The organism is Sorangium sp. So ce185 (assembly GCF_051526825.1).
Classification (GTDB): Bacteria; Myxococcota_A; Polyangia; order Polyangiales; family Polyangiaceae; genus Sorangium; species Sorangium cellulosum_D.
On record NZ_CP150316.1, the window covers coordinates 6,974,898 to 6,987,313 of the forward strand.

The window sequence follows — 12,416 nt, forward strand, 5'->3', positions numbered from 1 at the left end:
GGGGTCACGCGGGCGCGGCGCCGCCCGCGAGCGACGCGCCGGCGGCGTCGATGCGGCGCGCGCGCGCGATCCGCGCGTAGAGCTCGGCGCTCGGCCGGGGGCTGCGCTCCTGGGTCGCGCGGTCGACCTCGACAAGCCCGAAGCGCGGGGCGTAGCCCTCGGCCCACTCGAAGCTGTCGAGCAGCGACCAGTGCATGTACCCGCGCACGTCGACGCCGCGCTCGATCGCCCGCGCGACCTCGGCGAGGTGCCGCACGAGGAAGCTCGGGCGCTGGTCGTCGTCGGCGTCGGCGATGCCGTTCTCGGTGATGTAGATGGGGACCCGGGCGCGGGGCCACCACGCGTCGAGCACGTAGCCGAGCCCCTCCGGGTAGATCTCCCAGCCGAGGTCGCTGACCTCGGCCCCCTCGGGGACGAGGCGCCGGAAGAAGCCCGCGCGCGCGTGCGCCGGGGAGAAGCGGACAAGGTCGCGGCTGTAGTAGTTCACGCCGAAGAAGTCGTGCAGGCCGCTGTCGCAGACGGCGCGCGCGAACGCGTCGTTGAACAGCCGCTCGAAGAGCGCCGCCCACATGCGGTCGGCGAGGCGCCCGAACCGCTCCGGCTCGATGACGCGCAGGTGGTGCGCGACGCCGACCGAGATGGGGTGGCCGCGGCGGCCGGCGGCCTCGTGCATGGCGCGGTACATGGCGGTGTGGGCGCGGAAGAGGTTCTGGTGGGCGCGCACCGCCTCGACGGGCGAGCTGCGCGCGGGGGGCCAGACGCCGAGCAGGTGGGCCTGCAGGGCGAGCATGTTGGGCTCGTTGATGGTGACCCACAGCTGGCAGAGGTCGCCGAGCGCCTCGACGGCGCGCTCGGCGAAGCGCGAGAGGAGCGCCGGCAGATCCTGCGAGAGCAGGCCGCCGCGCTGCGCGACCCAGCGCGGCAGGGTGAAGTGGTGGACGGTGACCATCGGGGTGATCCCGGCCTCGAGGTGCGCGCCGAGCACGTCGCGGTAGTGGTCCCACGTGGCCGGATCGAACTCGCCCGGCTCGCGCTCGACGCGGGCCCACTCGATGGAGAGCCGGTGGGCGCCCATGCAGAGCCGCGCCTGGAGCGCGACGTCCTCGCGGAAGCGGTGCAGCTGGTCGCACGCGTCGTCCGGCGTATCGCCGCCGCGGACGCGGCCCGGCTCGCGCGCGAACGCGGCCCAGTCGCTCTGCGCGCAGTGCCCCTCGACCTGAGTGGCAGAGGCGGCAGTGCCGAACAGGAAGGCGTCCGGGAAGCGCAGGTCCTCACCCATGGCCGCGCATCCTACGCGAACTCGCGCCGGGCGGCTGCCTTCCGCGCGAGGAGCGCCGCCCCCGAGGCGCGCTGCGCTGCGGCGTGACCGGCGTGACCAGCGTGCCGCGTACGGCGGCACGCAGCGGGGCGGCGCGCCGGTGGAGGCGGGGCGCGCGCCGGGCGGGGCGGGGCCGCGCGCCGGGCGGGGCGCGGCGATTGCCCGATCGGCCGGGCGCCGGTACGCTACCGACCGGTGCGCGCGGTGCGATGCGGAGGTGCGGCGGGCGCAGGACGGGGAGCGCGCGCCCTCGCATTCGCCGTCGCCGCGGCGCTGCTGCACGGGGCCGCGCCGGCCCGGGCGGACGGGGTCGGCTGGGCCACGGCGCAAGCCGCCGAGCTGACGCGGCAGGCCGCGGCCCGCGCGGCGGCCGGCGAGGCCGACGTGGCGCTGTCGCGGTACCTGGAGGCGGTCCGCTTCGACGCCACCTACGGTCCGGCGTACCTCGGGCTGGGCGCGCTGTACGAGCGGGCGGGCGATCCGCGCGAGGCGGAGCGCACCTACACGGTGGCGCTGGACCACGTGCGCGGCTTCGTCGAGGGCTACCGCGCCCGGGCGGCGCTCCGGGCGCGCGAGGGGCGGCGCCACGAGGCGATCGCCGACCTCGAGGCGGCGGTGGCGCTCCGGGGCGACGACGCCGGCCTGCTCCAGGAGCTCGCGGCCGCATACGTGGCCGCGGGGGCGCTGCCGGCGGCGCTCGGCGTGGCGCGGCGGCTCTCGGCCCTGGCCGCGCAGGCGGGCGATCCCGCCCGGGAGGCCGCGGCGCGGACGCAGGCGCGCGCCCTGTCTGTGCTCGTCGGCGAGGCCGATCCCGTGCGGGCGGGCGGCGCCGACCGCGGCCCGGTGCGGCGCGCGCTGGCGCTGTACGCCGCGGCGCCGGCGCGGGGGCGGGCGGCGGATCCGCGGCGCCAGGGGCGGTGATCGGAGCCGCGCCGATACCGCAGCATCGTCCGTGTCGGACAGGGGATCCGCCCCCGATACCGCAGCCTCGTCCGCGTCGGACAGGGGAGCAGCCATTGACGGTGAGAGCTCCTGTGGCTAGCGATCGGTCGACGCCAGCCGAGGAGGAGCCCTGTCATGCTCTTGATCACCGGAGAGGATCCCGCCCTCACGGAGCAGGTCTGTGATGGGCTGTCGCAGCGAGGCATCGCGCACAGCCGGGTGGACGCGGCCCACGCCACCGCGGAGCGCGGCAACCTGTTCCAGGCCGCGCTCGACGCGCGCGCGACCGCGATCGCGGTCATCGAGCCGGTCCCGTGGCGCGGCGCGACGCCGCCCTCGCCCTCGCCTTCCGCCGGGCTCCTCGCGGCCGCGCTCTCGGCGACGCGCGCCCCCGGGGTGACATCGCTGCTCGTCGTGACGTCGCGGCCGGACGGCGACGAGGGGATTCGCCGGATCCGGCGGGACGGCGCCCCGTACATCGTGCTCAGGCCTGCGCCGCTCTTCCGCGTGCTGCCGCCGGGCGCGGCGCGGGCGCTCGGGGACCGGCGCGTGCTGATCCCGCCGGAGGTGGCGGAGGCCTTCAAGGACGCGATCCCGGTCGAGGCGCTCCTCGCGGCGATCGCGAAGGCGGTGTCGGGCGAGACGCCCCAGGGCAAGATCGTCGACGTCGCCGCCTCTCCGGAGACGTCGTTGTTCGAGGTGCTGGCCCGGGCCGGCGCGCGGCCCGAGCTCGCCCGGGGGCTCCGCTCCCGGATCGGGCGGTGGTTCGGGCAGGCGATCGCGCGGGTCGACGGGGCGGACCTGCGGATCGACGGCGTGGCGGCCGGCGCGGGCGAGGCGCCGCAGCGCACGCCGGCGGAGGCGATGGCGGCGGCCGGGCCGTAGGCGTAAGCGCAGCAGGGCGGGCGCGGCGCGGCGGTGAGGGGGTCGGGGGCCGTGGCGCTGGCTTGACCTCGCGCTGTCCGGACAGCATACGGCTGGGAACCCATGTCCCTCCGCGTCGCGCTCGGCATCGACGACTTTCGCCAGCTCCGCGAGTCCGGGCTGGAGTACGTCGACAAGACCCACCTCATCCGCGAGCTGATCGACAAGGAGGGCGTCCAGGTCGTCCTCCTCCCCCGCCCCCGGCGGTTCGGCAAGACGCTGAACCTGTCGATGCTGCGCTGGTTCTTCGAGAAGCGGCAGGAGGACCTTTCGAGCCTCTTCGAGGACCTCTCGATCTGGCAGGCCGGAGAGCGCTATCGCGCGCACTTCCAGCGGTATCCTGTCATCTACTTGACGCTGAAAGGAGCGAAGCAGGAGACGTTCGAGCGCTGCTTCGCGGCCCTCCGGGAGAAGATCGTCGCGCTCTACGACCAGCACCGCTACGTGCTCGACAGCGGCCAGCTCGGGGACGTGGAGCAGCGCCGCTACCGGGAAGTGCTGGACGGCACGGCGTCCGAGGCCGTGTACGGCCGCGCGCTTTTGGACCTGTCCAGCCATCTCCACCGCCTCCACGGCGAGCGCGTCGTGATGCTCATCGACGAGTACGACGAGCCCATCCACGCCGGCTATCTCCATGGCTACGCGCCGCGCATCCTCGACTTCGTGCGCACGTTCCTCACCGAGGGGCTGAAGGGCAATCCGCACCTCCACCGGGCCGTCCTCACCGGCATCCTCCGCGTGGCGCGCGAGAGCATCTTCTCTGGGCTCAACAACGTGGTGGTCTATTCGCTGCTCCGCTCGGACTTCAGCACCTGCTTCGGGTTCACCGAGCCCGAGGTGGAGGCACTGCTGGACAAAGCCGACCGGCGCGGCCTGCTGGAGGTGATCCGCGCCTGGTACAACGGGTACGATTTCGGCGGCGCGGTCATCTACAACCCCTGGTCGATCCTCAGCTTCCTGGAGGGGAGAGACGCGGATCCGCTCCCCTTCTGGCTCGGCACGAGCTCCAACGACCTCATCCAGAGGGTGATCGAGGAGCACGCCGTCACGCTGCAGCCCGCGCTGGAGGTGCTGATGGAGGGCGGCGAGATCGAGCGCGTGCTCGAGGAGAACGTGGCCGTCGGCGACCTCGCGCAGAACGAAGACGCGCTGTTCGGGCTGCTGGTCTTCTCGGGCTACCTTCGCGCCGAGAAGCGCTCGCGCGGGCCGGGGGAGCAGCCCGCGCACGCGCTGAAGATCCCGAACCGCGAGGTGCGGCTGCTCTACACCGGCACGTTCCGGCGCTGGGCGGAGGCGCGGCTGAAGCGGCAGGGCACCAGCATGCAGCGGCTCCTCGCCGCGCTCCTCTCGGGCGACGCGGCGGGGTTCGAGACAGAGCTCCAGGCCTTCGTCACCGACGTGCTCTCGTACCACGACGCGACGAGGGTCGACCCGGAAGCGGTCTACCACGGCTTCGTCGCCGGCCTGCTGGCGGCGCTCGAGCCGGGCCATCACGTGCGCTCGAACCGCGAGTCCGGGAAGGGGCGCCCCGACGTGATGATCCGGCCGGCGCAGCCCGGCCGGCCCGGCATCGTGCTCGAGCTCAAGGTCGCCCGCGCGCCGCGCGTGAGCCTCGATCGGGCGCTCGACGACGCGCTGGCGCAGATCCGGACGGGAGGCTACGCCGCCGAGCTGCGCGCGAGCGGGGCTGTGCCGGTCCATGCGCTGGCCGTCGCGTTCGATGGGAAGGTCGTCCGGGTGCGCGCGGGCGAGCCGGGTTAGGTTCGTACACTCCGGGCTGGTTCCACCCACCAGGAGTCCGGCCAGGGATCCCGAAAGAGAGTCCAACGCAAAGGCGCAAAGGCGCAAAGGCGCAACAGGAATAAACAATTACACGCTTTTGCGTCGCTGCGGGTGGTGCCCCCGTCGGCCCGCCTCCGTCCTACTTCGCCATGCACAAACTCGCGAAACTACTCGGGTCCGGAGACCGTCGAGCGCTCCAAACAGGACACCCCGTGGGCGTGGTGGGTCCGCCGCTCCAGCGCGACATCGAGTCGGCGATTTGATACTTGTGACGAATGAACCTGCGTCGCGCGATCCCGTACCTCTGTCCGTTGGCCCTGCTCGCCGCGTGCACGAATGAACAGCGCTCCGACGTGGGCATTGGCGGAGGCGCCGGGACCTCTGACAGCACCGGGAGCACGACGGCAGCGACCGGGACCAGCGCTGGCGCTGGCGGTGGCGGCGGCAGTGACGGCAGCGGCGGCAGCGGCGGCAGCGGCGGCAGCGGCGGCAGCGGCGACGTGCCGCCCCCGGAACCCGAGGAGGTCCCGGTGCTGGAGAACGTCGCGTTCTACGACGGCTACGCCGCGACGGTCGACGAACCGCTCCCGGACGGCGTGATCCGCCACGACAACTCGCTGGTCGCGACCAGGTTGACCGACGAGCTGCTCGCCAAGGTCCAGACCACCCTGAAGGTCCGCGTGGTCGTGGGGGCGCTGTGCGACAACTACGATCGACTCGGCTCGGTCAACCTGGCGCTGGTCCCCAAGGGTGCCCAGACCTACGTCGCCGGCGAGGTCGACCGGATCGAGGTCGCGCGGTTCGTCACGCCGTTCATGGACATGAACAAGCAGCCGACGACGGTCCCCTACGAATGGGAGGCCAGCAACCTCGTACCGATCCTGAAAGACCCCGACCTCCTGGCCGAGCACGACTTCTGGTTCGAATTGAGCATCTTCGGCGTGCCTTACGCCGCGAACGATGAGGTCGTCGGCTGCGCTGGTCGCAATGACACGCAGCTTGGATCGCTGCTGCTGTACACCGACAGCACGAAGGAGGCCCAGGACTTCGGCGTCCTGTTACCGCTGGCGATCGGCGAAGAATTCAACAATTACGCGATGGGCGCCAGCGACAAGGTCGGCACGACCCGCAAGACCGTCAGCTTCGAATTGCCGGCAGACACACAGAATGCGCAACTTGTGTTGATCACGTCGAATCATGGCGCCAACCAGGGCGGCGAGGAGTATATTCGCCGCGAGCATTACGTGTACGTCGACGGCGAGCTGGCCCTGCAATACAAGCCCGGGCGCATGTCGTGCGAGCCGTTTCGCAAGTACAACACCCAGAGCAACGGCATCTACGGGCGGTCCCCGCGGTCGGACGAAGAGTGGCAGTCGTTCAGCAATTGGTGCCCTGGCGACGTGATCGACACCCGGATCGTCCCGTGGGGGGCCGCGAGCGCCGGCATGCACGAATTCGTGATCGACGTCCCCGACGCGACCTTCGTCGACAGGCAGGGCAATTTCCCGTTCTCGCTCTACGTGCAGGCGCAGTGAACGCGTCCTTTGACGTTCTCGACGCCTTGCCCGGCGCTCGCCGCCGAGGAGACGTCGTGTCTCAGGTCGGACGTACGACCGCGTAAACACCGAGCGCCGCGACGGCCATTCCGGCGACCTGCACCAGGCTCAGGGTCTCACCGAACAAGCCGAACGCCATGAGGGCCGCGACCGGCGGCACGAGGTAGAGGAGCGTCGCCACGCCCACCACGGCGCCCTGCCGGATCAGGGTGAGCAGGAGCCCGACCGCCCCGATCGAGAGCCCGAACACCGCCCAGAGGAGCCCCGCGAAGAGCGGGAGCGTGAGCTCCATCCGGCGCTGCTCGGTCAGCAGCACCATCGGCAACGTGACGAGCGCGGCCCCGATGTACTGGATGACGGCATTGACCCGCAGGTCGACCCCGCCGCCCGTGCGCTTCTGCCAAAGGGTGCCGAGCGTCATCGAGAGCATCCCCAGGACCGCGACCGCGAGCGAGAGCGGCGGCACGCCGGCCCCGAGCTTCGGGAACACGACGAGGCACGCCCCCAGGAAGCCGAGCCCGATGCCGAGCCAGCGGCCCCGCGAGACCCGCTCTCCCAGCAGCGGCCCGGCGAGCGCCGCCGTGACCAGCGGCTGCAGCCCCGCGACGAGCGCCGAGATGCCCGCCGGCAGCCCGTGCTTCACCGACCAGAACACCGCGCCGAGGTAGAATCCGTGCAGCAGGGCGCCGGCCACCAGACCGTCCCGCCAGGAGCGCGCCGCCCTCGGCCATCGCACCCGCGCCACCACCGCGACGAAGGCCAGCACGAGCCCGGCGAGCGTGTAGCGCACCAGAAGAAAGGTGAGCGGCTCCGCGTGAGGCGCCACGAGCCGCGCGACGATGAACCCGGTCGACCAGATGACGACGAAGAGCGGAGGCGCGATGCGGGTGAGGCGCTGAGAGGGCATGGAGGGAGGGGCGGACCGCGTGGGCCGCTACTTCTTCGTCAGGTGCTGGCGGGCGCGGTCCATGACCGGTTGCCCGCCGACGACGCCCCGCGCGTCGCGGTTCTGCCACTCCACCATCCAGCCAGGGTATTCAGGCGGGAGCGCGCTCGCCTCGTCGAGCTGCTTGACGTGCTCGGGCGCGAGCGTGACGTCCGCAGCAGCGAGGTTGTCGTCGAGCTGCTCCCGCGTCTTCGCGCCGATGATGACGCTGGTGACGAAGGGGCGAGTCAGGTGCCACGCGAGCGCGACGCGCGCGACCGAGAGGCCCGTGGCGCCCGCGACCTCCCGCAGCGCGCCGAGCACGCGCGGCAGGCGGGCGCGGTCGACCGGCGGGAAGTCGAAGCTCGAGCGCCGCGCGCCGTCGGGGCCGCCCGGCTTCTCCGGATCGAACTTGCCCGACAGCATGCCGCCCGCGAGCGGGCTCCAGGGGAGGATCGCGATGCCCTCCGACTGCGCCAAAGGCACGATTTCGCGCTCGATGTCGCGCCCCGCGAGCGAGTAGTAGACCTGCGCGCTCTCGAACCGCGCAAGGCCGTTCGCCTGCGCGAAGCCGATCGCCTTCATGGCCAGCCACGCGGGCAGGTTGCTGAAGCCGACGTAACGGGCCTTGCCCGAGCGCACCACGTCGTCGAGGGCGCGCACCGTCTCCTCGATGGGCGTCACCGGGTCGAAGCCGTGGATCTGGTAGAGGTCGACGTGATCGAGCCCGAGCCGCTGGAGGCTCCCGTCGATGCTCGCGAGGATGTGCGCCCGCGAGAGGCCCACCTGGTTCACGCCCGGGCCCACGCGCCCGCGCACCTTGGTGGCCACGACGACCTGCTCGCGCGGGCGGCCGAGCGCCTTGAGCGCCGCGCCGACGATCCGCTCCGACTCGCCTTCGGAGTAGACGTCCGCCGTATCGATGAAGTTGACGCCGCGGTCGAGCGACGCGCCCACGAGGGCCTCGGCCTCGCTGGTGCCGAGCGCGCCGACGACCTGCCAGAAGCCCTTTCCGCCGAACGTCATGGCGCCGAGGCAGAGCTCGGACACGTAGAGGCCCGTCTTCCCGAGGAGGTTGTATCGCATGGTGCCTTCTCCCTTTGTGTGTCCCGGAGGCATAAGACTTCGAGCGCGCTCGAAGTCAAGGGCCGGCCGGCACAGCAGAACGAAGCCGGCGGCGCCGTTGACCACGGGCGCGATCGAGCGTTTACCCTGACCGGTCGGCCACGGCGCGCGCACGAACCCGGCGAGTCAGCGCCAACCGACGAGCCCGTTCCAAGTGACGAGCCCGCATCAGCCGACGAGCCCGCATCCACCGGCGCGAATACCAGGCAACACAAGGCCAGCCCCCGGGACTTCGCCATTCGCCTTGACGCTGCCACGAGCGGGCGCATATTACGAAACAAAACTTACCAATGGTAGGTTATCCCCAGGCACGCTCCGGGCGCCCGCGCGCTCGGTGGGAGGAGTCCATTCAGATGGCCACACGAACGATGTCACCCGTTCTCTTGATCGGCGGCTCCGGCCAGGTCGGCGCGCGCGCAGCAAAGGCGCTCCGGCGCCTGCATCCGGACCTCCCGATCGCGATCGCCGGACGCGACGCGCGCAGGGCGTCCGAGGTCGCCGCGGAGGTCGGCGGCCCGACGACGGCGACGGCCGCCGACGTCGGCCGCGACGACCTCGGCCTCGAGCGAGGCGCGTCGTTCAGCGCCGTCGTCGCGCTCGTCAAGGACGAGGCGTCGAACGCGGTGAAGCGCGCGCAGGCGGACGGCGTGCCCCACATCGCCTTCTCGGACGCCGTCGGGGAGATCGGCCCCGTGGTCGCCCATTACATCGCGCGACCGACGCGCGCCCCCATCCTCCTGCTGGGCCACGCCTTCGGCGGCGCGGCGACGCTGGCGGCGCTGCACCTCGCGCAGGAGCTCCAGCGCGTCGACGCGATCGCGATCGGCTGCGTGGTCGACGCGGACGATCGCGGCGGCCCCGCATTGCAGGCCGCTTTCGAGCAAGAGGCGCAGACCGGGCAGGCTCCGCTCGCGCTCCAGGGCGGGAAATGGACCTGGTTGCTCGGCGACGCGGCGACACGGCGCTTCGTGGACGGCGAGGGCGTGGAGCGCGTCGGCCGGGCCATGCCGCTCCCCGACGTGGTGAGCCTCGCGGCGGCGACCGACGCGCGAGAGATCCGCGTCGACATCGCGACGCGCGACGCCGCGACGGGCGGGGCGGGTCACGTGACGGAGCTCATCGTCGAGGTGTCGGGGCGGCGCCGCGACGGCGCGGGCGCGCGGCTGCGCTACGACATCGTCGATACGGACGGCCTCGCGCGCCTGAGCGCGTACGGCGCCGCGATCGCGACGGAGCGCTTGCTGGGGCTCGCGGGCGGTCCCCCGGTCGGCCCGGGCCTGTACAACCCGGAGAGCGTGCTCGACCCAGCGCGCGTCGTCGCGCGGCTCGAGGAGCTCGGCGCGCGCGTCCGCCGCACAGGCCAGCGCCTCTGACGCGCGGCGGGCGGGCCTCGGTCGACGCTGACGGTGGTCACGGCGGGTTGGCTCCGCTGCACTTTTCCCCGCGCCATCGCCGCCCTCCGAGACAAATCGCCACGGCCTCCCCCCACAGGAGCACCCCGCCGCACCAACCTCGGCAGCACGCCCTCCGGCGCACCACCTCCGTTCCGCCCGAGCCCACCACCGCGCCCCGCCCGTTTCCTCGGTCGCTCCCGCATCCTCCCGGCCTCGCCCCTCCCCTCTCCCCCTCGCCCTGGCACGGGATCGGCACAGACAGCCCCCATCGGAACCCTCAGCCATCTCAGCAGCACGCCGGTCTGCGCCCTCCGTGGCAGCCCGGCGCGCTGGTCCACCCCTGAAGGGAGAAAGCGAGACCTCATGAAGGCGGTAGTGTTTCACGACGTCGGCGACATCCGGATGGACGACATCAAGGAGCCCAAGATCAAGGAGCCGACCGACGCCATCATCCGCGTCACGGCCAGCGCCATCTGCGGCACCGACCTCCATTTCGTCCGCGGCACCATGCCCGGGATGGTCCCGGGCACCGTGCTCGGCCACGAGGCGGTCGGCGTCGTCGAGGAGCTCGGCAAGGACGTCAGGAACTTGAAGAAGGGCGACCGCGTCGTCGTGCCGTCGACCATCGCGTGCGGCTATTGCTCGTACTGTCGCGCCGCGTACTACGCGCAATGCGACAACGCGAACCCGAACGGCAAGCAAGCGGGCACCGCCTTCTTCGGCGGCCCCAAGATGTCCGGCCCCTTCGACGGCCTCCAGGCCGAATTCGCCCGCATCCCCTTCGCCAACGTCGGCCTCGTCAAGCTCCCGAACGGCGTCAGCGACGACCAGGCCATCCTCCTCTCGGACATCTTCCCCACCGCGTACTTCGGCGCCGAGCTCGCCGAGATCCGGCCCGGCGACACCGTGGCGGTGTTCGGGTGCGGCCCCGTCGGCCTGTTCACGATCGCCAGCGCCAAGCTCATGGGCGCAGGCCGCATCATCGCCGTCGATCAGGTGGCCGACCGCCTCGAGATGGCCCGCGACCAGGGCGCCGAGACCGTCGACTTCTCCGCCGAGGATCCGCTCGTCGCGATCATGCGCCTCACCGGCGGCATCGGCGTGGACCGGGCGATCGACGCCGTGGGCGTCGACGCCGAGCGCCCCCACGACGGCCCCGCCCACAAGCAGGCAAAGCAGGACGCCAAGGCGTTCGACCTGGAGGTCAAGCAGATCTCCCCCGACGCGCGGACCAAGGGCGACACCTTCCGCGCCGGCGACGGGCCGTCGCAGGTGCTGCAGTGGGCCGTCCGCTGCGTGGCCAAGGCAGGGACCATCTCGGTCATCGGGGTCTACCCGCAGACCTCGCGCACGTTCCCCATCGGCGAGGCGATGAACAAGAACCTCACCCTGCAAATGGGCAACTGCAACCACAGGAAGTACATCCCGAAGCTCGTGGACCTCGTGCAGACCGGCCAGGTCGATCCCACCACGATCATCACGAAGCAGGCGCCCCTCACGTCCGCGATCGACGCGTACAAGGCGTTCGATCGGCGGGAGGCCGGCTGGGTGAAGGTCGAGCTGCGCCCGTCGGCGGCCGGCACGCCCGCCAACCTGAACCGCGCCGTCGCGTAGCCAGGCGCCGCGCCGCCGCGTGGCTCGGGTGAGCGCGCCGGGCGCCGGCGCGTCCGCCTGGGCCACCCGCGCGCGGGGACCGCTCCAGCGCGAACAGGGAACTTCCCGCTCGAGCGGGGCCCGCCGCTGCGGCTAGGCTCGCAGCCGCCATGAGGGTCGAGCCGTACCGCGCCCCGCTCCGGGGCGGCCGTCACTGCGTCGTCCGACAGAGCGCGCGCGACGACGCCGCCGCCCTGCTCGATCTCGAGCGGGCGATCGTGCGCGCCCGGCACGGCATCGTGAAGCACGAGGACGAGCTGCCGGCGGACGCGGACTCCTACGCCGAGCAGCGGGAGCGCGCGGGCCTCACGGCGATGGACGGCTCGGCGATGTGCCTGGCCGCCGAGCTCCCGGGGGGCCGCCTCGTCGGCGAGGCGACGCTCCTCCGGCGCTTCAGGTTCCGGATGCTGCGCCACGTGGGGATCCTCGGGCTCGGCGTGCACCCGGAGGCGCAGGGGCTCGGCGTGGGCCGGGCGCTGATGGAGCGGCTGCTCGGGCTGGCGGCCACGCACCGCGACCCGGACGGGGGGCGCGTGCGGCGCGTGGAGCTCTACGTGCGGGCGGACAACGCGCGGGCGATCGCGCTCTACCGGTCGTTCGGGTTCGTGCACGAGGGGACGCGGCGCGACCTCGTCCGCGGCGACGGCGGGGCGTTCGTGGACGACCTGGTCATGGGCCTCCTGCTGTCCGACGATGCGCCCGCCGCGGGTCGATGAGGCGCGCCGCGCCCCCCGCGGGCACGACGCGCGCCCGCCGCGGGCCGGTGAGGCGCGCCGCGCCCCCCGCGGGCACGACGC

General features: G+C 72.6%; 10 protein-coding genes. 7 read left to right on the forward strand and 3 right to left on the reverse strand.

The window, feature by feature from the left end; all coding sequences use genetic code 11:
* Positions 1-4 precede the first annotated feature (4 nt).
* On the reverse strand, positions 5-1,279 hold the full coding sequence (locus tag WMF26_RS25325) for a glycoside hydrolase family 1 protein (protein WP_061621601.1): 1,275 nt from the start codon (positions 1,277-1,279) through the stop codon (positions 5-7).
* A gap of 234 nt (positions 1,280-1,513) precedes the next feature.
* On the opposite strand from WMF26_RS25325, the gene WMF26_RS25330 reads away from it, so the two are divergent.
* The 4 genes from WMF26_RS25330 to WMF26_RS25345 all read left to right on the forward strand — a co-directional run bounded on the left by WMF26_RS25330 (position 1,514) and on the right by WMF26_RS25345 (position 6,501).
* On the forward strand, positions 1,514-2,239 hold the full coding sequence (locus WMF26_RS25330; RefSeq protein ID WP_437994772.1) for a tetratricopeptide repeat protein: 726 nt from the start codon (positions 1,514-1,516) through the stop codon (positions 2,237-2,239).
* A gap of 156 nt (positions 2,240-2,395) precedes the next feature.
* Entirely contained in the window at positions 2,396-3,145 is a 750-nt protein-coding gene (locus tag WMF26_RS25335) for a hypothetical protein (protein ID WP_437994773.1), read from the forward strand.
* Between the two features lie 102 nt (positions 3,146-3,247).
* A complete protein-coding gene (locus WMF26_RS25340) occupies positions 3,248-4,945 on the forward strand; it encodes an AAA family ATPase (protein ID WP_437994774.1) in 1,698 nt (565 codons plus the stop codon).
* A gap of 296 nt (positions 4,946-5,241) precedes the next feature.
* The gene (locus WMF26_RS25345) at positions 5,242-6,501 is read left to right on the forward strand and encodes a peptide-N-glycosidase F-related protein (RefSeq protein ID WP_437994775.1); all 1,260 of its coding nucleotides are present in this window, start codon (positions 5,242-5,244) and stop codon (positions 6,499-6,501) included.
* Positions 6,502-6,562: 61 nt separating this feature from the next.
* Here WMF26_RS25345 and WMF26_RS25350 read toward each other — a convergent pair whose 3' ends face one another.
* A complete protein-coding gene (locus tag WMF26_RS25350; protein WP_437948791.1) occupies positions 6,563-7,429 on the reverse strand; it encodes a DMT family transporter in 867 nt (288 codons plus the stop codon).
* Between the two features lie 27 nt (positions 7,430-7,456).
* Positions 7,457-8,533, reverse strand: coding sequence for an aldo/keto reductase (locus WMF26_RS25355; RefSeq protein WP_437994776.1), 1,077 nt, complete (start codon positions 8,531-8,533; stop codon positions 7,457-7,459).
* Between the two features lie 392 nt (positions 8,534-8,925).
* Here WMF26_RS25355 and WMF26_RS25360 point away from each other — a divergent pair, with 392 nt between their 5' ends.
* The 3 genes from WMF26_RS25360 (at position 8,926) to WMF26_RS25370 (ending at position 12,335) form a co-directional block, all read left to right on the forward strand.
* Positions 8,926-9,945, forward strand: a complete 1,020-nt coding sequence (locus WMF26_RS25360) for a hypothetical protein (protein ID WP_437994777.1) — start codon at positions 8,926-8,928, stop codon at positions 9,943-9,945.
* Positions 9,946-10,329: 384 nt separating this feature from the next.
* Positions 10,330-11,580 carry a zinc-dependent alcohol dehydrogenase gene (locus tag WMF26_RS25365; protein ID WP_437994778.1) on the forward strand — a complete coding sequence of 417 codons (1,251 nt, stop codon included), beginning with the start codon at positions 10,330-10,332 and terminating at the stop codon, positions 11,578-11,580.
* Positions 11,581-11,729: 149 nt separating this feature from the next.
* Positions 11,730-12,335 (forward strand): N-acetyltransferase family protein, encoded by a 606-nt coding sequence (locus tag WMF26_RS25370; RefSeq protein ID WP_437994779.1) that lies wholly within the window; start codon positions 11,730-11,732, stop codon positions 12,333-12,335.
* The last annotated feature ends 81 nt before the right edge of the window (positions 12,336-12,416 follow it).